At 62.9% G+C, this 24201-nt stretch carries 21 protein-coding genes; 4 read left to right on the plus strand and 17 right to left on the minus strand.

What is annotated here, in order from left to right:
* Window positions 1-230: 230 nt before the first annotated feature.
* The 6 genes from ruvX to BLQ01_RS12215 all read right to left on the minus strand — a co-directional run bounded on the left by ruvX (window position 231) and on the right by BLQ01_RS12215 (window position 6827).
* Window positions 231-821 carry a Holliday junction resolvase RuvX gene (gene ruvX, locus BLQ01_RS12190; RefSeq protein ID WP_026540815.1) on the minus strand — a complete coding sequence of 197 codons (591 nt, stop codon included), beginning with the start codon at window positions 819-821 and terminating at the stop codon, window positions 231-233.
* A 2-nt stretch (window positions 822-823) separates the two neighbouring features.
* Window positions 824-3502 (minus strand): alanine--tRNA ligase, encoded by a 2679-nt coding sequence (gene alaS, locus BLQ01_RS12195; RefSeq protein ID WP_026546884.1) that lies wholly within the window; start codon window positions 3500-3502, stop codon window positions 824-826.
* A 114-nt stretch (window positions 3503-3616) separates the two neighbouring features.
* Window positions 3617-3847 carry a hypothetical protein gene (locus BLQ01_RS12200; protein WP_026540817.1) on the minus strand — a complete coding sequence of 77 codons (231 nt, stop codon included), beginning with the start codon at window positions 3845-3847 and terminating at the stop codon, window positions 3617-3619.
* Window positions 3848-3899: 52 nt separating this feature from the next.
* Window positions 3900-4274: a DUF948 domain-containing protein gene (locus BLQ01_RS12205; protein WP_026540818.1), complete on the minus strand. Its 375-nt coding sequence runs from the start codon at window positions 4272-4274 to the stop codon at window positions 3900-3902.
* A gap of 156 nt (window positions 4275-4430) precedes the next feature.
* Window positions 4431-5051, minus strand: coding sequence for a 30S ribosomal protein S4 (gene rpsD, locus BLQ01_RS12210; RefSeq protein WP_091551912.1), 621 nt, complete (start codon window positions 5049-5051; stop codon window positions 4431-4433).
* A 234-nt stretch (window positions 5052-5285) separates the two neighbouring features.
* On the minus strand, window positions 5286-6827 hold the full coding sequence (locus tag BLQ01_RS12215) for a replication-associated recombination protein A (RefSeq protein ID WP_091551914.1): 1542 nt from the start codon (window positions 6825-6827) through the stop codon (window positions 5286-5288).
* A gap of 42 nt (window positions 6828-6869) precedes the next feature.
* Here BLQ01_RS12215 and BLQ01_RS12220 point away from each other — a divergent pair, with 42 nt between their 5' ends.
* On the plus strand, window positions 6870-7466 hold the full coding sequence (locus BLQ01_RS12220; protein ID WP_091551917.1) for a Vms1/Ankzf1 family peptidyl-tRNA hydrolase: 597 nt from the start codon (window positions 6870-6872) through the stop codon (window positions 7464-7466).
* On the opposite strand, the gene BLQ01_RS12225 is transcribed toward BLQ01_RS12220, so the two are convergent.
* The 3 genes from BLQ01_RS12225 to hisS all read right to left on the minus strand — a co-directional run bounded on the left by BLQ01_RS12225 (window position 7463) and on the right by hisS (window position 11659).
* Window positions 7463-8284: a GNAT family N-acetyltransferase gene (locus BLQ01_RS12225; RefSeq protein ID WP_091551919.1), complete on the minus strand. Its 822-nt coding sequence runs from the start codon at window positions 8282-8284 to the stop codon at window positions 7463-7465. The genes BLQ01_RS12220 and BLQ01_RS12225 overlap by 4 nt on opposite strands.
* An 88-nt stretch (window positions 8285-8372) precedes the next feature.
* Window positions 8373-10166 carry an aspartate--tRNA ligase gene (gene aspS / locus BLQ01_RS12230; RefSeq protein WP_175493423.1) on the minus strand — a complete coding sequence of 598 codons (1794 nt, stop codon included), beginning with the start codon at window positions 10164-10166 and terminating at the stop codon, window positions 8373-8375.
* 137 nt (window positions 10167-10303) lie between these two features.
* Entirely contained in the window at window positions 10304-11659 is a 1356-nt protein-coding gene (gene hisS / locus BLQ01_RS12235; protein WP_091551923.1) for a histidine--tRNA ligase, read from the minus strand.
* Window positions 11660-11868: 209 nt separating this feature from the next.
* Here hisS and BLQ01_RS12240 point away from each other — a divergent pair, with 209 nt between their 5' ends.
* From BLQ01_RS12240 to BLQ01_RS12250, 3 genes are all read left to right on the plus strand, one after another.
* The gene (locus tag BLQ01_RS12240) at window positions 11869-12669 is read left to right on the plus strand and encodes a peptidylprolyl isomerase (RefSeq protein WP_026540825.1); all 801 of its coding nucleotides are present in this window, start codon (window positions 11869-11871) and stop codon (window positions 12667-12669) included.
* A 66-nt stretch (window positions 12670-12735) separates the two neighbouring features.
* On the plus strand, window positions 12736-14343 hold the full coding sequence (locus BLQ01_RS12245) for a DUF349 domain-containing protein (protein WP_091551926.1): 1608 nt from the start codon (window positions 12736-12738) through the stop codon (window positions 14341-14343).
* A gap of 98 nt (window positions 14344-14441) precedes the next feature.
* Complete coding sequence (locus BLQ01_RS12250; RefSeq protein ID WP_091551927.1) at window positions 14442-15071, plus strand: hypothetical protein; 630 nt, start codon at window positions 14442-14444, stop codon at window positions 15069-15071.
* Here BLQ01_RS12250 and BLQ01_RS12255 read toward each other — a convergent pair.
* The 8 genes from BLQ01_RS12255 to BLQ01_RS12290 all read right to left on the minus strand — a co-directional run bounded on the left by BLQ01_RS12255 (window position 15068) and on the right by BLQ01_RS12290 (window position 24198).
* A complete protein-coding gene (locus BLQ01_RS12255) occupies window positions 15068-17461 on the minus strand; it encodes a RelA/SpoT family protein (RefSeq protein ID WP_026540828.1) in 2394 nt (797 codons plus the stop codon). The two genes, BLQ01_RS12250 and BLQ01_RS12255, sit on opposite strands and share 4 nt — an antisense overlap.
* Before the next feature lie 163 nt (window positions 17462-17624).
* Entirely contained in the window at window positions 17625-18614 is a 990-nt protein-coding gene (secF, locus tag BLQ01_RS12260; RefSeq protein ID WP_026540829.1) for a protein translocase subunit SecF, read from the minus strand.
* Window positions 18615-20366, minus strand: coding sequence for a protein translocase subunit SecD (gene secD / locus BLQ01_RS12265; protein WP_026540830.1), 1752 nt, complete (start codon window positions 20364-20366; stop codon window positions 18615-18617). It lies immediately after the preceding gene.
* A gap of 114 nt (window positions 20367-20480) precedes the next feature.
* Entirely contained in the window at window positions 20481-20864 is a 384-nt protein-coding gene (gene yajC / locus BLQ01_RS12270) for a preprotein translocase subunit YajC (protein WP_026540831.1), read from the minus strand.
* 145 nt (window positions 20865-21009) lie between these two features.
* On the minus strand, window positions 21010-22086 hold the full coding sequence (gene ruvB / locus BLQ01_RS12275) for a Holliday junction branch migration DNA helicase RuvB (RefSeq protein WP_026540832.1): 1077 nt from the start codon (window positions 22084-22086) through the stop codon (window positions 21010-21012).
* A complete protein-coding gene (gene ruvA / locus BLQ01_RS12280) occupies window positions 22079-22726 on the minus strand; it encodes a Holliday junction branch migration protein RuvA (protein WP_091551929.1) in 648 nt (215 codons plus the stop codon). Before ruvA ends, ruvB begins: the two co-directional genes overlap by 8 nt.
* A gap of 93 nt (window positions 22727-22819) precedes the next feature.
* Window positions 22820-23398, minus strand: a complete 579-nt coding sequence (gene ruvC, locus BLQ01_RS12285) for a crossover junction endodeoxyribonuclease RuvC (RefSeq protein ID WP_026540834.1) — start codon at window positions 23396-23398, stop codon at window positions 22820-22822.
* A 44-nt stretch (window positions 23399-23442) separates the two neighbouring features.
* Window positions 23443-24198, minus strand: coding sequence for a YebC/PmpR family DNA-binding transcriptional regulator (locus tag BLQ01_RS12290; RefSeq protein WP_026540835.1), 756 nt, complete (start codon window positions 24196-24198; stop codon window positions 23443-23445).
* Window positions 24199-24201: the final 3 nt, after the last annotated feature.

Here is a 24201-nt window from a genome sequence, read left to right on the forward strand (position 1 = left end):
AGCGGCCGAAACTGGTGGCGCAACCGGCGCGGGTGTCACGGCGGGAACTGGACGGGGCAGTTCAGTCCCACCTTCTGCGGAGGCAGCGGCCTCTCCAGGTGTCGCTTCGGGAACGGGTACGACGTTGTGGTTCTGCGTGGCGAGGAATCGTTCCCGCGCCCGCAGCTCTTTGCGGGTCAGCGGCATGCCGCCGCCGGCGGTACCGCTGGAGGGGTCGTTGTTGACCGGGCTCACAGTTGCAGTCCCCTCGTAGAAGAATCGGGTTCACTGCCGGAGGCAGCCCGCAGCGTTGGGGCACTGCTGGGCTTTTCGGATTGTGCCGGTGCCTGCACTCGGCGGCCAACGTCCGTTCCTCTGGCTTTTTGCATGTCGATTGCGTGCTGAAGTATTCCAGCAGCGGCAACCTGATCAACCACTTTACGGTGGTTCCTGCTGCTCATGCCAGCTTCGTGCAGGTTGCGGTGCGCCGTCACGGTCGATAACCGCTCATCTACGAGGCTCACAGGGATGTCCAAACCGACCCGCTGAAGCTCGTCGGCGAGGAGTCCGGCATACGAAACCGCCATGTCGGCTGAAGCACGTTCCTCACCCTTCATGGTGCGGGGAAGGCCTACGAAGATTTGCACGGCAGGCAGTTCAGCGGCGTGCTTGACCACAACACGGACGTCCGAGTTCTTCTTGGAATCGCGTGCAACGGTCTTGAAGGGTGTTGCCAGGATCCCGTCGGGGTCGCAGATCGCCACGCCCACACGCACGGTTCCGACGTCTACCCCCAGTTTGATGCCCCGGGGGTAGACGCCACCGTCAGTACTTTCAGCCACCGTCAGCGCTTGGCTATCGCATCCACCACCGCTGTGAGGGCCTCAGAGACCTTCCCAGCGTCGGCGCCGCCGCCTTGGGCAACGTCGTCCTTGCCACCTCCGCCACCGCCGAGGATGCCGGCAGCCAGGCGAACCAGCGCACCGGCCTTCACTCCGGCTTCGCGGGCGGCCTCATTGGTGGCAATGAGGATCACGGGGCGGTCATTGCTGACGCCGGCAACGGCTACTGTGGCAGCTTCGGAGCCGAGGCGGCTGCGGAGGTCCAAGGCAAGGTTGCGGAGATCGTCGGCCCCACCGACCTGGCCGGCATCGTGGGCAACAACGCGCACGCCGGCAGCATCCTTGGCGGTGCCCACCAGGTTTGCCGCAGCAGCGGTCAGTTGCTCCTTGCGCAGGCGGTCGAGTTCCTTCTCCGTGGCCTTCAGCTTGCTCAGTGTGCTGGAGATACGATCCGCCAGTTGCCCCGAGGGAACCTTCAGAAGTTCTGTCAGCTCGGTCACCAGCGCGCGCTCAGCCGCCAGGTGACGGAAAGCGTCCAGGCCGACGAAGGCCTCCACGCGGCGGTTTCCGGAGCCAACGGACTGCTCGCCCAGCAGTGAAAGGCTGCCGATAAGGGAAGTGTTGGACACGTGGGTGCCACCGCACAGCTCACGGGACCACGCGCCGTCGATCTCTACGACGCGGACTTCGCTTCCGTAGTTTTCACCGAACAGTGCCATGGCGCCCAGGGCCTTGGCCTCGGCCAGGCCCATGACCTTGGTATCCACCCGGTAGTTGTTCCGGATGGCAATGTTGGAGACCTCTTCGATTTCCGAACGCGTGGCAGTGCTCAGCCCCTCACCCCAGGCGAAGTCGAAGCGGAGGTAACCGGCCTTGTTGTAGGAACCGCGCTGGGTGGCTTCAGGGCCAAGGATCTGGTGCAAGGCAGCATGCACAATGTGCGTGCCGGTGTGGGCTTGTTCGGCTGCATGGCGTCGTTCACGGTCGACAGCGGCGCGCACCAGGGCATCGGAGGCAATCTCGCCTTCGCGGACTATCGCTTTGTGCACACTCAGGCCCTTGATGGGCCGCTGGACGTCCAGGACTTCGACCACGAAACCGTCGCCGGTGATAAGGCCTGTATCAGCGGACTGGCCACCAGCCTCGGCGTAGAACGGGGTTTCGTTGAGGACCAACTCAATTTCATCGCCCGTTGAGGCGTGCGCAACCGGTCGTCCACCGCTGACGATTCCGCGGACAGTGGACTCACCCTCAAGTTCGTCGTAGCCCGTGAAGACGGTCTCGCCCTTGCCCAGGAGTTCCTGGTAGGCGCTGAGATCGGCGTGGCCGCCCTTTTTGCCCTTGGCATCGGCCTGTGCACGCTGGCGCTGCTCGAGCATGAGGGCACGGAAGCCTGCCTCGTCCACCTTGAGTCCGGCCTCTTCAGCCATTTCGAGGGTCAGGTCGATCGGGAAGCCGTAGGTGTCGTGCAGGGCGAAGGCATCGGCGCCGGAAAGCGGAACACCGGCAGCCTTCGATTCGGTGACGGCATCCTCAAGACGGGCGGTGCCCGAAGCGATGGTGCGCAGGAACGCCTTTTCTTCGGCGTAGGCAATGCGGCTGATCCTGGCGAAATCCGTCTCGACCACCGGGTAGACGCCCTTCATGGCGTCGCGGGATGCGGGAAGCAGGTCCGGCAAGCAGGCCTTTTCGACGCCGAGCAGGCGCATGGCCCGGACAGCACGTCGAATGAGGCGGCGCAGCACGTAGCCGCGGCCCTCGTTGGAGGGTGAAACGCCATCGGCGATCAGCATCAGGGCAGAGCGGATGTGGTCGCCCACCACACGCATGCGGACATCGTCCGTGTGGTGCGGATCTTCAGGCGACTCGGCCGAGGTGTACTCACGGCCGGACAGTTCGGCAGCCTTGTCGATGACCGGGCGGACCTGGTCGGTCTCGTACATGTTCTCGACGCCCTGGAGGATCATCGCCAGGCGCTCCATGCCAAGGCCGGTGTCGATGTTCTTCTGCGGGAGCTCGCCAACGATGTCGAAATCCACCTTGGAGCGGACGTTCTCGATCTGGTACTGCATGAATACCAGGTTCCAGATCTCGATGTAGCGGGTCTCATCGGCCAGCGGGCCGCCCTCAATACCGTAGGCGGGGCCGCGGTCATAGTAGATTTCCGAGCAGGGCCCTGCCGGGCCGGGCTGGCCGGTGGACCAGTAGTTGTCGGCTTTACCCATGCGCTGGATGCGCTCGGCGGGGATGCCGGTGTTCTTGAGCCACAGCTCCTTGGCTTCGTCGTCTTCTTCGTAGACGGTCACCCACAGGCGCTCGGCAGGCAGCCCATAGCCGCCGTCGTCAGTGCTCGTAGTGAGCAGCTCGAAGGCGAACTTGATGGCGTCTTCCTTGAAGTAGTCGCCAAAGGAGAAGTTGCCGCACATCTGGAAGAACGTGCCGTGGCGGGCCGTCTTGCCCACTTCTTCGATGTCCCCGGTGCGGATGCACTTCTGGACGCTCGTTGCACGGCTGTAGGGGGGCTCTTCGCGGGCAGTCAGGTAGGGAATGAACGGCACCATTCCGGCCACGGTGAAGAGAAGGGACGGGTCGCTTGAAACGAGCGACGCGGAGGGAACGGCGGTGTGGCCCTTGCTGACAAAAAAGTCCACCCAGCGCTTGGTGATCTCCTGCGACTTCATTAGCTGATTACTTACCCTTCTCAATTCACTGCACGTAAGGTGCGCGGTACCGGCTGATGCCGTTCCGCAGTTTTCCATTCTGCCCTGTTGCGGGCGTGGGAGCGAACCGCTCCGCTATCGACGCCCCGCCCCGGCGTCGTCAATGCCCAGCGCTGCCCGAAGGTCCTCTTCGCGCTGGTGCATGCCGGTCCGGACTGCGTCGGCAAAATCAAACAAGCCGTCGGCCATCCGGCCCACGGCGCGGTTCAGGCCGTCAGGACCAATGTTCGCCTGGGCCTCGGTGATCTTCCGGAAGGCAATGACGCCAATGGCGACTCCGATGCCCATCCACACAATTCTTTTCATGGGGTTTTGTCTTCCTTTAGTTTGCGGCTGCTTGATCCGGCAACTGATCTGCTCAGCGGCTGCGGCGGCCGGAGGAAGGGGCGCGACGACCGGCGAATGCCGAACGCACGCCGTAGCTGAACGCTGCGACCTTGATCAAGGGAGAACCCACCGTGGCAGCCACCAGCGAAGACAGGGCGGAGATGTTGGCTGAGGCGTCGGAGACGTTCGAGGCGATGCCGTCAACCTTCTTCAGCTGCTGGTTGGTGGTGGAAACCGTAGCGGTCACTTCATCCATCAGGGGCGTGGCGCCGTCGCTGATGGACCGGATGGAGGTCCGGACCTCGTCAAAAACGCCGCCCAGCTTCAAGATAGGCACAGCCAACAACAACACAAGGAGCGCGAAGACTCCTGCTGCGATGAGGCCGGCGATGTCGCCACCAGACATAGAACTCTTCTCCTAGGGTTGTTGCATTGCCTTGCACCTGCCGCCCAGCGGCTTCGGACAAGGCCTCCCCAGTACCTTACCCACTTTGGAGCGGTACCTTACAGACAAAGAAGCCCGCGGCATGTGCCACGGGCTTCTTTGATGCGCTGTACGAATTTAGCGAGCGTAGAATTCGACGACGAGCTGCTCTTCGCAGATCACGGGGACCTCAGAGCGCTTGGGGCGACAAACCAGGCGTGCCTGCAGGGCGTCAATCTTGACGTCCAGGTACGGCGGAACGTTGTTCAGAACGTGTGCGCCTGCAGCTGCCACCTGGAACGGGGGCATGACCTCGGAGCGGCTGTGAACGTGGATGAGCTGGCCTTCGCCAACGCGGAAGGACGGGCGGTCCACGCGGATGCCGTCAACCATGATGTGGCGGTGCACAACCAACTGGCGTGCCTGTGCGATGGTGCGGGCGAAGCCTGCACGGAGCACGAGGGCGTCCAGACGCATTTCCAGCAGCTCAACCAGGTTTTCACCGGTCAGGCCCTTGGTGCGGCGTGCTTCTTCGAAGGCACGGGTCATCTGGGCTTCGCGGATGCCGTACTGGGCGCGCAGACGCTGCTTTTCGCGCAGACGTACGGCGTAGTCGGAGTCCTGCTTCTTGCGGGCACGGCCATGCTCACCGGGGCCGTACGGGCGGCGCTCCATGTACTTGGCGGCCTTGGGGGTCAGAGCGATGCCGAGTGCACGCGAAAGGCGTGCGGTACGGCGAGCACGAGTGTTGTTAGCCACTTGTGTCCTTCCAATTACTGCGGTGTGTCAGTGTTACTGGCCTCCATCAGGGAGAGCATCGGCCAACCGCTGCCTCTTGCTACTAGCCCGGGCGCACAGCACTCATGAAGGAATCTTCAGTGGGATTGTGCGTCGGGCCATGCCAGACAAGGATCCATCCTACCACGCACCAGCTGGTTGACGTCCGGGGTCCCCCGCCATGGAAAGGACTGCAAGGACCCTGCGCCAACGGCCCTACTCCCCACGCACGATCTTGCGGAGCCGTTCCAGCCGGGCGGCAATATCGCGTTCGGCTCCGTTATTGGTGGGCTGGTAATAGTCCTTGCCCACCAAATCATCCGGCGGGTACTGCTGGGTTGCCACCCCGTGCGGTTCATCGTGCGCGTACTTGTAGCTTTTGCCGTGGCCCAGTTGCTTGGCGCCGGGATAGTGGGCATCACGCAAGTGCATGGGGATACCGCCGCCGAATCCTGCGCGGACATCGGCCACCGCTTTGTTCAAGCCCATGTAGGCAGCATTGGACTTTGGTGCGGTGGCCAGGTGGACCACGGCTTCGGCCAAAACGATCCGGCCCTCGGGCATGCCAATCAATTGCACTGCCTGCGCCGCTGCCACCGCCGTTTGCAAGGCTGTGGGATCGGCCATGCCGATGTCTTCAGCGGCCGAGATCACGATCCTCCGTGCCACGAACCGCGGATCCTCCCCCGCTTCGAGCATGCGTGCCAGGTAGTGCAGGGCAGCATCAACATCAGAGCCCCGGATGGACTTGATGAACGCACTGGCCACATCGTAATGCTGGTCGCCGGCCCGGTCGTAGCGAACGGCCGCGGAGTCCAGGGCGCGCTCCGTGTGGCGCAGCTCCACCAGAACCGGAGCGTCAGGTGCGTCGTCGTTCCCGATCCCTGGTTCGTCGTCGGCGTCTGTCCCCGCCTGTTCGGGCCCGTCAACTTCCAGGCCCTCCCGGGGAGCGGCACTGGCACCGTCCGCAACGGAAAGTCCGACGGCGGCGCTGTCACCGAACGCTACCCCGGCGGCGGCTTCGAGCGCGGTCAACGCCCGGCGGGCATCGCCTCCGGAGAGGCGGACGAGGTGGTCCAGTGCTTCACCGCTGAGCTCCACCCGTCCGGCAAGGCCGCGGGCATCGGCGACGGCCCGTTGCAGCAATCCCGAAATATCCTCATCGGTGAGCGGCTTGAGCGTCAGCAGCAGCGACCTCGACAACAGCGGGGAGACCACCGAGAAGGACGGGTTTTCGGTGGTGGCGGCAACGAGCACCACCCACCGGTTTTCGACACCAGGCAGCAGGGCGTCCTGCTGGGCCTTGTTGAAGCGATGGATCTCATCCAGGAACAGGACGGTGGTTTTCTTATAGAGGTCCCGGGCCGTCAAGGCCTCGTCCATGACGCGCCGGACATCCTTGACGCCGGCGGTGATGGCGGAAAGTTCAACGAACTTACGCCCTGGCCCGCGGGCAATGACATGGGCAAGGGTGGTCTTGCCGGTTCCCGGTGGCCCCCAAAGGATCACGGAGCTGGGACCCGCCGGCCCGGCAGCCTCAGCACCGGCTGCCAACTGCCGCAGCGGGGAACCGTGGCCCAGCAGATGCTGCTGGCCCACTACGTCATCGAGGGTACGGGGCCGCATCCGTACTGCGAGGGGACTGCGTTGGGAGGCCATCCAGCGGGCATCGGATGGGCCCCGGAGGGAATGCGGCGCGGCGGGCAGGTCTTCCGACTCGTCGTCGTTGTCAGCACCGGCACCAAAGAGATCTTCCACATGGATAGGCTACTCATAGTTCCAGCAAAGGAGACATCCACCATGGACCGCCGAACATCAGCTCCGCGCCGGCACGCCACACGGACAGCCTTGGTCTCCGCCGCGAGGCTGGCCGGTTGGGCGGATCGGTTCGCGGCAAGCCACGGTCCTGTCGTGGAAGATTTCGACGACGCCGGCCTGCTCCTTCGCGCGGCCGACGGCGCCACCGCGCTGCTGAGGGCTCCGTGGCCTGCGGACGGGCGTCCGGGCAGGGGGCCAAACGAGCTCCAGCGCCTTGCCTCACTGGCCGCCCAGGAGCGAGGCCTGGGCTTGGTTCTGGTGCGCCGCGGCGGCTATGTTGTAGCCTCGGCGGGCGGCACCACCATCCTCGCTTCCAAGAGCGGCAACCGCTTCATTGATGCCAGGTCAACGGCAGAGCATGCAGCCAGGATCTTTGCCGCACACGTAGTGGAGTACATCGTTCCCGGCGGAGACAGGGCCCTGGTGGATCAGGTCCTCGCGCAACCGGCCCTTAAAGCGTTCACGGGCCGAACCAGGCTGCCCTTCCTGGACGTTCAGGACGTCAAAGCCGCTGCCCTGCAGAAAGCGGCAGCCGACGCCTGCTCAGTTCGGATCACCGTGACCGACCCCGTGGGCTAGCAGCCGCCAGGAGCCCGTTTCAGGGGAGCCTGCCGGTACAGATAGCTGCCGTAGGGGGTAAATCCGGCCTGGGAATACAAAGACTGCGCCCCATGATTGGCAGCAGTAACAAGGAGCCAGAATCCCCTGAGGTCCCGCCCGGCGCCGGCATGCAACAAGGAGGCCAGAACCTGCGCCCCATAGCCTCGCCTGCGATGGGTCCCTGAGGTCGCCATGCTGTAAATGCCTCCCCAGCCGTCCACCAGGGCGAGACGTCCGACGGCGGCGGGGACGCCGTCGTCGTCCCTCACCATGGCGTACAGGGCCGGGCAGGCAGTGAGGATCCTGTGGGCGACCGACAATTCGGCGTCACCACCCCGGCCGTCAACTGACCACCACACATGGAGCCACTCGGCGGAGGGAAGATCGAGGAGTTCCACCGTTGATGGTCCCTGCGGCACGTCCTGGACGCCGCGGACCATAATCCTGGTTTCGGATTGCCTGGTGAAGCGCTGCCGGTCAAGGACACTATTAAGGGCAGCATTGCCGGTGTCGTCGAACACCTGAAAGATCAGGGGAAGCCGGCGGCGCCTGTACCACTCCGAAGCAGCCCGGACCGAGCGTTCGAGGCCGGCCGCCGTGTCAAGAGCAGGGCCTGCGTCGCTGCTGCCTCCTCCCCCTGCACGGTTGACCGGCCACACGGAATTGGCCCGCTGCGTCACACCGTTGGAAGCGCGTAGCACCCACTCCGCCCCGGCGTCGAGTACAAGCTCTTCGCGCTCAAGGGCCGGCCATGCCATGTCCATGAGAGTTTCCAGGAATGCCTGCCCTACCGCCATATGGCAAGACCTTTCATCAGTCGCTAAGGGAGTCGGACACGGAAATGCCAAAAGCCCTCCACCGGAGTGGAGGGCCATTGGCTGCTACTTATTCGGACGCGGTGTCCGGCTTTGCTGCGGGCTTGGATTCGGGCTTGAAGTCCACGCCTGCCTCCTTGCGCTGCTGCGGGGTGATCGGCGCCGGAGCAGCCGTGAGGGGGTCGTAGCCGTTGCCCGACTTCGGGAAGGCAATGACATCGCGGATGGACTCCACGCCGGCGAGCAAGGCCACTACACGGTCCCAGCCGAGGGCCATTCCGCCGTGGGGAGGCGCGCCGTACTTGAAGCCCTCAAGCAGGAAGCCAAACTTGGTTTCGGCGTCTTCCTTGTCCAGGCCCATGAGCTGGAACACGCGTTCCTGCACTTCGCGCTGGTGGATACGGATGGAACCGCCGCCGATCTCGTTGCCGTTGCACACGATGTCGTAGGCGTAGGAGAGCGCGGACTCCGGGTCCTTGTCAAAGGTGTCCAGGAACTCGGGCTTCGGGGAGGTAAACGCGTGGTGCACAGCCGTCCATTGGCCACCACCCACGGCAACGTCACCGGAGGCAACGGCCGCAGCGGCGGGCTCGAACATGGGAGCATCCACGATCCAGACAAATGCCCAGTCGTTGGGATCGATCAGCCCGGTGCGGTGGCCGATCTCCACGCGGGCAGCGCCGAGCAGCGCGCGCGCTGCCGACTTCTCCCCGGCGGCGAAGAAGATGCAGTCGCCCGGCTTGGCACCGACGGCGTCGGCCAGGCCGTCGCGCTCTGCCTCCGTGAGGTTCTTGGCAACGGGGCCGGCGAGCTCACCGTCCTCCTTGAACAGGACGTAGGCCAAGCCCTTGTGTCCACGCTGCTTGGCGAATTCCTGCCAGCCGTCCAGCGTCCGGCGAGGCTGTGAGGCTCCGCCGGGCATGACCACTGCGCCAACATAGGGGGCCTTGAAGACACCGAAGTTGGTGTCCTTGAAGAACTCAGTGAGCTCCGTCAGTTCCACGCCGAAACGAAGGTCCGGCTTGTCGGAGCCGTACTTGGCCATGGCATCCAGGTAGGTCATGCGGCGGATCGGCGTGGGAACCTCAACGTCGATCAGCTGCCAGAGAGCCTTGACGATTGCTTCGCCCAGCTCGATGACGTCGTCCTGGTCCACGAAGCTGGCTTCAATATCCAACTGGGTGAATTCCGGCTGGCGGTCCGCGCGGAAGTCCTCATCGCGGTAGCAACGGGCAATCTGGTAATACTTTTCGAAGCCGCCAACCTGGAGCAGCTGCTTGAAAAGCTGCGGCGACTGCGGCAGGGCGTACCAGGAACCCGGAGCAAGGCGTGCCGGAACAACGAAGTCGCGGGCGCCTTCCGGCGTCGAACGCGTCAACGTAGGCGTTTCGATTTCTACGTAGCCGCGCTGGTGCAGCAGTTCACGGGCCACGCGGTTGGCCTCTGAACGCAGGCGCATGTTGCGGGCGGGGCCAGGACGGCGAAGGTCCAGGTAACGGTGCTTCAGGCGGGCTTCCTCGCCGACTTCAACGTGTTCATCGATCTGGAACGGAAGGGGCTCGGAGGTGTTGAGGATCACTACCGTCTCAGCGATGACCTCGATGTCGCCCGTGGCCAGAGCCGGGTTTTCGTTGCCTTCGGGACGCTTGTTGACGGTACCTGTCACCTGCAGGACGTACTCGTTCCGCAGGCCATGGAAGACCTCTTCCTCACGGACTACCACCTGGGCGACACCGGACGCGTCACGCAGGTCAACGAATGCAACGCCACCGTGATCACGGCGGCGGCCCACCCAGCCGGCCAGGGTAACGGTTTGTCCAATGTGCTCGGAGCGAAGTGATCCGAGGTCATGTGTGCGCAGCACAGCATTCCTTTCAGCATGAAATTTATAGGGACCGCAGCAAAGACGGTCCCGTCCGAGTTTACCCGCCCCGGCCACGGCTCCCGCCAAGGGGCGGAACCAGCGATTTCTGTGAGCGATACCTGTAAGTGATGCCTGTATCAGGCGGTAGTGACGCGGACGTGCAAGTCCTCTTCCGACGGCGTCCAGATGGCAGGGTCGGCATCCACTTGCTCACCGGTGCGGATGTCCTTGACCTGGTGCTTGCCGTCGTCGTCGGTAAACCACACGAACGGAATGCCGCGGCGGTCGGCAAACTTGATCTGCTTGCCGAATTTCTCGGCCTTTGCTGCAACTTCGGTCGCTATGCCCCTCCCCCGCAATTGGGCAGCGATATCCTGGGCCGCAGACCAACTCTCATCGGCGTTCAGGGCAACCAGGACTGCCGTCGGCACCGACCGTGTGGCCACTGCCAGTTCCTGGCTGAGGATGCGCGAAACCAGGCGCGTCACACCAATGGAGAGCCCGACGCCGGGGAACTTGCGGTTGCCCTTGCTGGCGAGGGCGTCGTATCGGCCACCGGAGCAAATCGAGCCAAGCTGCTCGTGGCCCACCAAGACCGTTTCGACCACAGTTCCCGTGTAGTAATCCAGTCCACGGGCAATACTCAAATCGGCAACCACCTTGCCGGGTGCACGCTGGACGACCGCCTGGATGACCTGCTCCAGCTCGTTCAGGCCTTCCTCGAGGAGGTCGTCGGTGACTCCCAGTGCCCGGACCTGCTGGACAAACGAGGCATCTTCGGTGCGGATGCCGGCCAGTTGGAGGGCCAAACGAGCTTGTTCCTCCGTTGCGCCGAGCTCGCTCTTGAGCAGCCCGGCCACCTTGTCGGCACCGATCTTTTCCAGTTTGTCGATGCTGCGCAGGACTCCGGCAGTGTCCGTCAGGCCGATGCCGCGGTAAAAACCTTCTGCCAATTTCCGGTTGTTGATGCGGAGCCGGAAATCCGGAATGGGCAATGCGCCCAGGGCCTCGGCGATCACCAGGGCAATCTCGACGTCGTAACGGAACGGCAAGTCGCCATCGCCCACCACATCGATGTCCGCCTGGGTGAATTCACGGGCACGGCCCTCCTGCGGCCGCTCCCCACGCCATACCTTCTGAATCTGGTAGCGACGGAAAGGGAATGCCAGGTAGCCCGCATTCTCCACCACGTAGCGGGCGAACGGAACAGTGAGGTCGAAGTGCAACGCCAGGGCATTGGGATCTGCTTTATCCGATCCGTTTGGCTTGGCAGACTCGCCGTCGTCGTCCTGGAGCCGGCTCAGCCCATAGACCTCTTTGTCGATTTCGCCCTTGCGGAGGAGTTGTCCCACGGTCTCTACCGCGCGGGTCTCGATGGAGGAGAACCCGTGCAACTCGAACGTCTTGCGGAGCGTATCCAGCACATGGAGCTCCACCAACCGCTCCTGGGGAAGCCACTCGGGGAATCCGGACAGGGAGGCGGTACGTGCCATGGTGGAAATGTCTCCTCGAAGAAATTGACGCTGTCCTGGCACCCGCAGCTTTTAAAACGCCCGTTCGGCGTTTACACCGCGGGCGTCCAGCCGGTCATGCATAAACTATGTGCGGCAGCCAGTTTATGCTTTCCGCGCGTGCACATCTAATGCAGCAAGCCCGGGTTCCTGTCGGCTGCCCCGGAAAGTGGACACAATCAGGAGGACTCTTGGCAACAAGGTCGCGGGATGACCGCGAAGCGAAACGGCGCATCAGGCAGATGGAAGCCAAGCGTGCCCTGCGGCAGGAACAGGGCAAGCGGCGCAAACGCGACAACGCCATCGCCATCGGTGCCGGTTCAGCGGCAGTGGTCCTCGCCGTCGTGCTTCAACTGACGGCCTTCAGCTCCAACCCGACCGAGGCAGAGTTTGCGGCGGCGGAAGCCGGACTCAGCTCTCCCTCTGCCTCCCCGTCCGCACCGGCATCCAACAGTGCCGATGTTCCCAGCCCGGATACCGCAGCGGGCAAGACCTTCACCGGTGAGTTGGCGCTGAACAGCGGCGTGGTGGGCATAGAACTCAATGGAACGGCAGCACCCCAGGCGGCAGCGGTCTTCAAGTCGCTGGGCGACGCCAATTACTACAAAGGGAAGTTCTGCCACCGCCTGACGACGTCGGAGACGTTCGGGGTCCTGCAATGCGGCGCCACCTCCGAAGACGGTGCGGATGACCCCAACTACCGGTGGGGCCCCCTCGAAAACACCCCTGCTGACAACAAGTACCCGGCGGGAACCATTGCCGTGGCCCGCAGTGGCAACAACGCCTACGGCAACGGGCACCAGTTCTTTATCGTCTACAAGGACACCACCATTCCCGCTGACACCGCTGGCGGATACACCATTGTGGGCAAGGTAACCAGCGGACTGGACGTGGTCACCAACATCGCGGCCGCGGGCCTGAAAAGCGGCCAAAGCAGCACTGACGGCGCCCCTGTGGCACCTGTCACGATAGACTCGTTTTCTCTGAAGTAACCAGCCCTTGGCCCCGGCCCGGGGTGCATTACCTTAGCAGTCCCTCCAAGCGAAAGACTTTTAGCGGTGACAGACAGTCAGAAATCCGACGAAACAGCAGTAGAGGCCAACGAAGAAGAGGCAGTCGAGGCCAAGAGCCCCGACCCTGCCGAAACCACCGTCGCGCCGGCAGCTGCACCAGAACAAGCACCCGTTGACGAGGCAGCTCCTGTGGACGAGCCAACGGCGCCCGCAGGGGAGCCGGCACCGGCGCCCGCAGCGGAGCCGGCAGCTGTTCCAGCCCCGGGGCCCGAATCAGTGGCAACAGAACCGGCCGCACCGCGCCCGACACCATCCGTGGTCCCCACGCCCGCAGCGTTTGCCGCGCGCCCCAAGGCACCGGCCGCCGTCGTTCCTGCCGCTCCGGCCGTGTCCGCCGCCTCCCTTGCCGAGGCCGCCAAATGGGGCCGCGCTGAAGGTGATGGCCATGTGTTCCTGACGCTCGATGGTGAGGAAATCCCGGTCGGCCAGTATCCGGGGGTCAGCCCTGATGAGGCCCTGGGCTACTTTGCACGGAAGTTTGACGACATCATTGCCCAGGTAGTCCTGCTGGAACACCGGGTGGAATCCAAGGCTCCGGCCACGGACATGCAAAAGACTGTCACCCATCTTCGCGAGCAACTCGCAGAGCGCACCATGGTGGGCGACATCCGTTCCGCCGAAGCGCGCTTGGATGCCCTGTCCACCCAGATCGTGGAGCTGGAAAAATCGGAGAAGGCAGCACACGAAGCCGTGCGGGCGGGCGAACTCGCAGCGCGTGAAGCGATCGTGTCCGAGGCAGAGACCATTGCCGGGCAGGATCCTGCCCAGATCCAGTGGAAGACCTCCAGCGCCCGCATGAACGAATTGTTTGAAACCTGGAAGGCGGCGCAGAAGAGCGGCGTACGCCTGGGCCGAAGCAACGAGGACGCCCTGTGGAAGCGGTTCCGTTCGGCCCGTACGGTCTTTGACCGCCACCGCCGCGCCTACTTCTCGCAGCTGGACAGCAACAACTCGGCTGCCAAGTCCGCCAAGGAAGCCCTCATCGCGGAGGCCGAAGCCCTCTCCTCGTCGACCGATTGGGGATTTGCCGCCGGAGAATATCGTCGGTTGATGGACCAATGGAAGGCCACGCCCCGGGCCAGCCGCAAGGATGACGACGCCCTGTGGGGACGCTTCCGCGCCGCCCAGGACGTTTTCTTCAGCAACCGCCAGGCCGCCAACGACCAGATCGACCAGGAGTACACAGCCAACCTGGTAGTCAAGGAACAGCTCGTGGCCGAGGCACAGGCCCTGCTGCCGATCAAGGACCTCAACGCAGCCAAGAAGTCCCTCCAGTCCATCAGGGACCGTTGGGAAGACGCCGGAAAGGTTCCCCGTGGCGACATGGGCCGGATCGAGGCGGGACTGCGCAAGGTTGAGGACGCGGTCAAGGAAGCCGAAGAAGAGAAGTGGCGCCGGAGCAACCCGGAGACCAAGGCACGCACGAACAGTGCCCTTTCCCAGCTCGAAGCCGCCATCGCCGGCCTGAAGGATGACCTTGAGAAGGCGGAGAAGGCGGGCGACCAGCGCCGCATCAAGGCTGCCCGTGAGGCTCTGGAGGCCCGCCAGGCCTGGTTGGACCAGATCCAGCGCTCGGCAAGCGACCTCGCCTAGCACTTCTGGACTTGCACTACCGCAGGCTCCGTTCCGGTTATCCACATAACCGGAACGGAGCCTGTACTGCTTGGACGGGTGCACGCAATGATCAGTGGATGGACCCCGTTGCCGCCGCCCCGCTTGCCGCCGCCCAGTTTGCCGCCGCCCAGCATCTATCGGAGCCGGTCATCCCGGAGCTCTACTCCCCCAACCGGATCTTTACGTGGAACGAACTCCAGAGCATGGCCTTTGATGGCATCCTGCTGCCGCTCTACGGGAAGAGTTACGCCTCGCCGGGTACTGCTGTCACCCATCGCCTCCGGGCGCGCGCAGCGGCCTTGACCGTTCCTGAACGTATCCGGACCAAGGTCGTTGCCGGCCGGCTCACAGCCGCGTGGATCTACGGCTGCGCCAAACCTCCGGAGCATCTCTCGCTCCTGGTGGATGCCAAGCACCGCATTTCAAGCTTGCGTGGAAGCACGGCGTGCAGCCTCCACGAGGTCCGGCTCGGACAAATGGACGTTGTAAGCCTGGGCGGGATGCTGGTCAGCAGTCCGTTGCGCACCGCGTCCGACATCGCCCTTCATGTCGAGAGCGACAGGGCACTGCCCACCCTGAGGCGGCTGCTGGCCAAGGAAGACCTGGGCATCCGCCTGAGGCTCCTCATGCTCGCCGTAGAAGCCGCGCCCAGGGTTCCGCACAAACGACGTGCCCTGGCCACACTCACCCAACTTGCAGCCGGCTAGCTGCGTCTCCTGTTGCCAGTGGTTCGGTAGACATCAAAGACACCATCAATGCGCCGTACGGCATTCAGGACGTGGTGGAGGTACTTGGGATCGCCCATCTCGAAAGCGAACTTCGATATGGCAACCCTGTCGCTTGATGTATGCACCGAGGCAGCAAGGATATTGACGTGGTTCTCGGACAGAATCCGCGTCACGTCCGACAACAGGGACTTACGGTCCAATGCCTCCACCTGGATTTCCACCAGGAAGACGCTCGATTGGGTGGGAGCCCATTCAACTTCCACAATTCTGTCCGGCTGGTCCCGGAGCCCGGAAACGTTGGTGCAGTCCGTCCGGTGCACGGAAACGCCTGAACCGCGGGTAACGAACCCCAGGATGGGATCCGGCGGGACGGGGGTGCAACAGCGGGCCAGTTTGACCCAGACGTCGCCAACACCGCGGACGATGACGCCGGAATCGGAGAATTTGGACTTGGCAACCTGCGTAGGAATGCTGACTTCGTCGAGGTCTTCGTCCGGTGTTTCGTGGCCGCCCAAGTGCTCGACGAGTTTTTCCATCACCGACTGCGCGGAGGTATGTCCGTCACCAACCCCTGCGTACAGCCCGGAGATATCGACATAGTGGAAATCCTCAGCCACGGCGGACAAGGCGTCGTGCGTCATAAGTCGCTGCAACGGAAGGTTCTGCTTCCGCATTGCACGGGTCAGCATGTCCTTTCCGCGGTCAATGGCTTCCTCGCGGCGTTCCTTGGTGAACCACTGGCGGATCTTGTTGCGTGCACGCGCCGACTTGACGAAGTGTTGCCAGTCCTGGCTGGGGCCGGCCCCTTCGGCCTTGGACGTGAAGATTTCAACCCAGTCGCCGTGGTTGAGCTCGCTGTTGAGCGGAACCAGTTTCCCGTTGACGCGGGCACCGATGGTCCTGTGGCCAACTTCGGTGTGGACCGCGTAGGCAAAATCGACAGGAGTCGATCCCGCGGGCAGGGCCATGACCTCACCTTTGGGGGTGAAGACAAAAACTTCGCGCGCGTTGATCTCATAGCGCAGGGAGTCCAGGAACTCTCCGGGATCGGAGGTTTCCTGCTGCCAATCCACCAAGGACCTCAACCAGCCCATGTCGCCATCGCGAGGGCTGCCCGGGCCTTGGGCCGTGCGGTTGGGCTGGTCCTTGTACTTCCAGTGCGCTGCCACGCCGTACTCGGCCCTGCGGTGCATTTCATGGGTGCGGATCTGGATTTCCACGGGCTTGCCGCCCGGGCCGATCACCGTGGTGTGCAGCGATTGGTACATGTTGAACTTGGGCATGGCGATGTAGTCCTTGAACCGGCCCGGAAGGGGGTTCCATCGCGAATGCAGGGTACCCAGGGCTGCGTAGCAATCCCGGACCGAGTCAACCAGGACGCGGACGCCCATGAGGTCGTTGATGTCGTCGAAGTCCTTATCCCGGACGATCATCTTTTGGTAGATGGAGTAGTAGTGCTTGGGACGGCCGGTGATGGTCGCCTTGATCCTCGCCGTCCGCAGGTCATCGGCGATCTGGTTACGGATGACACTGAGGCTCTTCTCGCGCTCAGGAGTCCGGTCCCCCACCATGCGTACGATTTCCTCGTAGACCTTGGGGTACAAGGCTGCGAAGGAGAGATCTTCGAGCTCCCACTTGATGGTGTTCATGCCAAGGCGGTGCGCCAGGGGTGCGAAAATCTCCAGCGTTTCACGCGCTTTGCGGGAGGATGACTCTGCCGAAACAAAACGCCAGGTACGTGCATTGTGAAGGCGGTCGGCCAGTTTGATCATCAGGACCCGGATGTCCTTGGCCATGGCCACAACCATTTTGCGGACGGTCTCGGACTGCGCGGCTTCACCAAAGCTGACCTTGTCCAGCTTGGTCACTCCATCCACCAGCATGGCGACCTCGGGACCAAAATCCCGCGTCAGGTCAGCCAGGGTGTACGGGGTGTCCTCCACGGTGTCGTGAAGCAATGCCGCTGCCAGGGTGGTACCTGTCATGCCCAGCTCGGCCAGGATGGTGGCGACGGCCACGGGATGGGTGATGTAGGGATCACCGCTCTTGCGTTTCTGTCCCTGATGGCTTCGTTCCGCAACCGTAAAGGCCCGCTGGATCAGGTCAAAGTCTTCTTTGGGGTTGTTGGCGCGCACCGTGCGCAGGAGAGGTTCCAGGATCGGCGAGTAAGGAGCCACGCCCCGACCGGTCAGACGCGCCAGCCTTGATCGGGTACGTTCCCGCCGTCCGGGGAATGTGGGACGCACGCCAGGGGTATCAACCGGAACAGCTCCCGCAGTCCGTCCAGCCATGCTTGTTGCCGGGACTGCCACAGCATTGTGGCCGTCCTCCCCGCCCGCCGGTGGTGCCGACGTCGCACGTTCTTCCACAGAAGTACCCCTCACAACCGATTTAATTCTCCCAGTCTATTCCCGCAAGTGAATGCATCTGCAAATGGAAGGCACATGACGGGAAGTCGGGCAAGTCAAAGAGCCGGCCTCCACACATGTGCGGAGGCCGGCTCTTTGGTCCAACAGAGGCATTGCAGGGAAGCTATACGGTGGCTTCGGCCCTGCGGTGGCTTACCTTCCGGGCTTGCTTCACCAGTTCCGGTTCACCCTGGCGCAACCAGGCATACAGGGGCGCGGCGATGAAGATGGTCGCTGCAGTACCGATGAGGATGCCCACGAACAATGCCAGCGAAAGGTCGCGCAACGTGCCCGCGCCCAGGAGCCCGGCACCGATAAAGAGGATCGCTGCCACAGGGAGCACCGCCACCATCATGGTGTTGATGGAACGGACCAGCGTCTGGTTGACGGCCAGGTTCACTTCTTCGCCGAACGTACGACGCGTTGAGGTGGCGATATCCGAGGTGTTTTCACGGATTTTGTCGAAGACCACCACGGTGTCGTACAGCGAATAGCTCAGGACCGTCAGGAAGCCGATGATGGCCGACGGCGTCACTTCGAAGTCGCTCAGTGCGTAAACACCCGCCGTGGTGAACATGGTGACAAGCATGCCCACCAGGGCAGACAAGGACATCTTCCAGGTCCTGAAGTACAGGGCCATCAGGATAGCCGCCAAGCCCACGAAGACCACCAGGCCAATGAGTGCCTGCCTGGTGACATCCTGCCCCCAGGTGGGACCAACAAAGTTCGATGTCACTTCGTTCTCGGTTACGCCATAGGCGCTGGTGAGGCCGTCCTTGATCCGGTTGGTCTCGTCGTCGGTCAGTTGATCCGTTTGGATACGCATGGTGTTGCCGGCAACGTTGGCCACGCGCGGGATGGCACCGGGTACGACGTCGTGCACGGCCTTCTCGCCGAGGGCAGCATCAGTGGTGCTCACGTTGGAAACAGTGAACTCCGACCCACCACGGAATTCGATGCCAAGGTTGAAGCCTCCCTTGGCCACCGGAATCAGGATGGAGAGGGCCACGGCGACTGCCGCAATGATGAACCAGATTTTCTTCGAGCCGACAAAATTGTACGAGCGCTTGCCCGTGTAGAGCTCATGGCCGAAGGTTGCGAAGCTCGTAGTCATTTACTTCTCCTCCTTGGTTGCCTTGGAGGAACCAGTCAGCTGGCCCTTCTCGGCAAGGCGCCGTTCTGCGATGGTCATGCGGCGCTCAGCCTCGGCTGCAGCACCGGCGTTCCGTCCACGGACGGGCGTCGGCTTCTCAGCAGGAGTACGGAGCCGCCCAGCGCCTCGATACAGCGGAATTGCACCAAGCCGGTCCGGAGACAGCCCGGAGAACCGGTGTCCTTCGCCAAAGAACTTGGTACGTGCCAGGACCTGAAGCATGGGATGGGTGAACATGAATACGACCAGGAGGTCGGCAAGGGCCGTCAGGCCCAAGGTGAAGGCAAAGCCACGTACGTTGCCGACGGCAACGAAGTACAGGACAAGGGCAGCCAGGAGGTTGACGGCCTTGGAGGCCAGCACGGTGCGCTTGGCGCGCTTCCAGCCGTTCTCCACCGCCGATACAAGCCCACGGCCCTCGCGCAGTTCATCGCGGATGCGCTCGAAGTAGACGATGAACGAGTCAGCAGTCTGTCCGATGGCAACGATCAAACCGGCAACACCGGCAAGGGAGAGCCGATAATTCTCTGTCCAACCAAGGATTGCAATGGCCAGATATGTCAGGACACCGGCGACCACCAGCGAGGCGATGGTAACCAGGCCAAGGGCCCGGTATTGGAAGAGTGAGTAGACAACTACCAGCAACAAGCCGATGATGCCTGCCAGCAGGCCCAGGCGAAGCTGATCCCCACCAAGCGTGGCGGAAATCTGCTCCTGCGACTGGATCTCGAAGCTGATGGGCAGCGCACCATAGCGGAGCTGGTCGGACAGTGCCTTGGCGGTGGCCTGCGTGAAGTTACCGGTAATCTGCGGCCGGCCATCAGTGATGACTGCCAAGGAACGCGGAGCCGAAATGACTTTGTCGTCCAGGACGATGGCGAACTGGGACTTGGGGTCGTCCTGGCCCTGCGCCTGCGCCGCAACGTAGTACTGGTTGAGCCGCTCTGTGACGGCTTTGAACTTCTCGGTGGCATCGCCGTTGAAGACGATGTTCACGCCCCAGGAGTTGGTGACCGAACCCTGGGCGCCCTGTACCTGGGAGAAGGTGGAGTCACTGATGTCCTGGCCCCGGACTTCAACCGGACCAAGGATGTACTTGATGGCGGGAGTCGTGGCCGTGGCAGCTTCACAGGTGACCAGGGGCTTGGCGGGATCGGAGCGTTCGCGCCTTTCCGTCGAAGGATTGACGCAATCGAGTGCTTCGAATTCCTTCTGGACTTCAGGAGTGATCCAGTTGGTATCACTTGCGTTCGCCGGCTCCGCGGTGGGCTTGTTCAGCTGGTCTTCGGGCGTGCGCGACTCGACAGGGATGGCTGCAGGATCACCGTAGGTGATGACCGGCCTGAAGTTCATGTCGGCCGAGGCCTGGATCAAGTCGCGGGTTTCCTTGGAAGGCGTCCCCGGGAGGCTGACCACGACGTTGCGGCCGGACTGGGTGCTGATTTCCGCTTCGGCAACGCCCGAGCCGTCAACACGCTGACGGATAATGGCAACTGCCTGGTTGAGCTGCTCTTCGTTGATATCGCTGGATCCCTCGACCCTGGGCGCCAGGATCATCTGGGTGCCGCCCTCGAGGTCCAGGGCAAGTTTTGGAGCCCAGCTGGCATTGCCAGTCAAAACTCCGCCACCCAGGACAGCGGTGAGTACAACGAATATTGCTCCAAGCCAGGTCAGCACCCTGCGGGCTGAATTTTTGGGGCCGGTCCGTGCCATTATCGATCTTCCTGTTATCGCCGGACAGCCGCCGGCCAACACTGGTGAGCGTTTGCCGGCGGCTCTCAGCTGCCGTAGAAGTTGCCTTGCGCGGGGGTGCCGCGCCTGACGATCCTAGTTGTCCTTCTTATCCTCTTTGTTGAGGCGCGCAATGGTTTCTTCGGGCGTCTCAACTGCGGCAGGAGCTTCAGCATCTGCGGTAGTGAGGGAAGAAGCGTCGTCCGGAACGACAGGGGCTTCCTCGACAGGCGCCTCGACTACCTTGGTAACCGCCTGGCGGTGGACCGTAGCCAGGTTGCCCGGGGAAAGCTCGATGACGACCTTGTTCTCGGCTTCGTCGATGGAGACGATGCGGCCAAAGAGGCCAAAGCTGGTCATGACGTCGACGCCCGGAGCGAACTTGGACTGCATCTCAGCCTGCTGCTGCTGGGTCTTCTTGTTGCGGCGGAACATCATGAAGACAAAGAGTCCAAGCATGACGAACAGCAATATGGTCATTGGATCCACAGGGAAGTTCCGTTCTGTACTTACGTTTTGGTTCACGGCAACGTCCCTGGCAAATCCGCGGGGCGGGTGCATGGATCAAGGACTCGAACGTGCCGAGCGTCATACCAGTCTAGAGGGAAAAGCTGAACGGGGCGTGTTAACCGATGGTATCTACGCTTTCAGCGTGGTTTTCGTCCTCGCCGAAGAGTGCAAGCGCTTCCTGGCCGAACACACCTGCCGGGACGGCGTAGCCAAGGTGTGTCCAGGCCGATGCCATTGCAATGCGGCCCCGGGGCGTGCGTCCCAGGAGACCTTCACGAACCAGGAAGGGCTCGGCAACGGTCTCCACCGTTTCGGGTTCCTCCCCCACAGCAATGGCCAGGGTGGACAGCCCCACGGGGCCGCCATTGAATTTGGTAATGAGTGCTTCCAGCACGGAACGGTCCAGCCTGTCGAGGCCCTTGGCATCCACTTCGTACATGTCCAAGGCAGCCGACGCGGACCGGGCGTCGATCTGGTCAATGCCGTGGACCAAGGCCCAGTCACGGACGCGGCGAAGGAGGCGGTTGGCGATACGGGGCGTGCCACGCGACCGTCCGGCAATTTCGGTAAATCCGGCCGAGTTCACCTTGAGGTCCAAAAGGCCGGCAGATCGCCGAAGGACCAGTTCCAGTTCGGCAACGGAGTAGAACTCGAGGTGACCGGTAAAACCAAAGCGGTCACGCAAAGGGCCCGGCAGGAGGCCGGCGCGGGTGGTGGCCCCCACCAGCGTGAACGGGGGTAACTCCAGTGGTATGGCGGTGGCGCCCGCTCCCTTGCCCACCACGATGTCCACCCGGAAGTCCTCCATGGCCATGTAGAGCATTTCCTCTGCGGGCCGGGACATCCGGTGGATTTCATCCAGGAACAGGACCTCCCCTTCCGACAGCGAAGAAAGGATGGCTGCGAGGTCACCGGCGTGCTGAATGGCGGGACCACTGCTGATGCGCAACGGCGCATTCATTTCTGCGGCAATGATCATGGCCAGAGTTGTCTTGCCAAGGCCTGGAGGGCCGGACATCAGGACGTGGTCGGCGCTGCGTCCACGCATTTTTGACGCCTCAAGGACAAGGGCCAACTGCTTACGGACGCGGTGCTGGCCAACAAAGTCATGCAGGTTCTTAGGGCGGAGAGCGGCTTCAATGACCCGCTCTTCCGGCTCCTCTCCCCCGTTGACGAGTGACTGCTCAGCCACGGCTGCCTACGCGGTTGCCGGCGCGGGCGCCGTCCTGGCCCAGCCACCGCAGCGTAGCGCGAAGGATTTGGGCCACGTTTCCTGCCTCAACCAGCTCCGGAGTGTCCGCCATGGCCTTGTCGATGCTGCCGGTGGCGTCCTTCTCGGACCACCCCAGACTGGTCATTGCGGCGACAACCTGCGGCTTCCATTCAGCGTTCGCAGCAACCTGGGCAGCAGTTGCAGTGGAGCCGGTGCCATGCGGAACCAGCTTGCCTGCGAGTTCCAGGACAATACGTCCCGCCACCTTGGGCCCGATGCCGGGAACCTTGGTGAATGCCTTGCCGTCACCTGTGTGGGCTGCAACGCGGATGGCTTCAGGTTCATGGACGGCAAGGACAGCAAGCGCCAGCCGCGGTCCTACACCGCTGACGCTGAGCAGGACGTCGAAGACTTCGCGTTCATCATCATCGGCGAAACCGAACAACGTGAGGGAGTCTTCACGGACGATCATGGACGTGAAGAGTTTCGCCTCGGTTCCTACCTTGAGGTGACTCAGGGTCTGCGGAGTAGCGAAGACGCTCATGCCAGCACCGTTGAGGTCAATGACGGCGGTGGACAAACCCACGTGGGCTACGGTTCCACGGAGAAAACTGATCAAGACCCGGCTCCTGAAAGATTACGGTCAACTGGGAACGGCCCAAGTGGACTATCCGAACATATCTACGAATACCCTAGCAAGAGCGGACGGAAATCACCGTGCGCGGCGCGCTTTGGCTTCGGCATCGGCCCAGGCCTTTTGGGCCGGCGTCAGCGAGCCGGCCCCGGAGGCTCCACCGGCCGCGCCCATTCCGCTGCCCGCCCGCCATGCGTGGGTGAGGGCAAGTGCCAGGGCGTCCGCGGCATCGGCGGGTTTGGGTGCAGCACTGAGTCGCAGGATCTTGGTCACGAGCTTGGTGACCGCTTCCTTGTTGGCAGTGCCGCTGCCGGTTACGGCAGCTTTGACCTCGGAGGGTGTGTGCAGGGCTACCGGGATGCCGCGACGGGCTGCAGCGGCAATGACGACGCCGGAGGCCTGGGCCACGCCCATTACCGTGCTGACATTCATTTGGGAAAAGACGCGTTCGACGGCGACGACATCGGGCTCGTGCCGGTCCAGCCATTCATCGATCGCTTCCGCGATCACCAGCAGGCGCTTGTCCAGGGTCAGGTCCGCAGATGTGCCCACCACCCCAACGGCCACCATGGTGGCCCTGCGGTTCCGCTCGATGTCCACAACGCCTATGCCGCAACGGGTGAGGCCCGGATCGACTCCTAATACGCGAAGAGTCAAGTCCGGGCCTTCCTGTTTTGTACCACTAGTGAATGCTGCCCCGCCTAGTCGGCGTCGAGGGCAGCCTGTACTTCCTCGCTGAGGTCGGCGTTGCTGTAGACGTTCTGGACATCGTCCAGGTCTTCCAAGGCATCAACGAGCTTCATGAATTTCCTGGCGCCATCGACGTCGAGCTCCACCTGCATGGACGGAACGAATTCGGCCTCATCGGTTTCGTAGTCGATACCGGCCTCCTTGAGAGCATCGCGGATGGCCTGGAGGTCGGAGGGCTCCGAATGGATTTCCCAGTTCTCGCCGCTGTCCTTCACTTCTTCGGCTCCGGCTTCCAGTACAGCCATCAGGATGTCATCCTCGCTGAGGCCGTTCTTCGGCAGGACCACTACGCCCTTCCGGGCAAAGAGGTAGCTGACGGAACCGGGGTCGGCGATGGTGCCGCCATTGCGGGAAATGGCGAGGCGGACTTCGGATGCCGCCCGGTTCTTATTGTCGGTCAGACATTCGATCAGCAGTGCCGAGCCTTGGGGGCCGCGGGCTTCGTACATGATCTCGGTGTAATCCACGACCTCGCCCGTGAGGCCCGCTCCGCGCTTGATGGCGCGATCGATGTTGTCGTTGGGTACCGAAGTCTTCTTGGCCTTGGTAACGGCCAGTTCAAGGCCGGGGTTGCCGGCGAGGTCCGGTCCGCCCATACGGGCAGCAACTTCGATGTTCTTGATCAGTTTCGCGAACGACTTTGCACGCCGGCTGTCAATGATGGCTTTTTTGTGCTTGGTGGTCGCCCATTTGGAGTGGCCTGACATGCT

Source organism: Arthrobacter sp. UNCCL28 (assembly GCF_900102805.1).
GTDB classification, from domain to species: domain Bacteria; phylum Actinomycetota; class Actinomycetes; order Actinomycetales; family Micrococcaceae; genus Arthrobacter; species Arthrobacter nicotinovorans_A.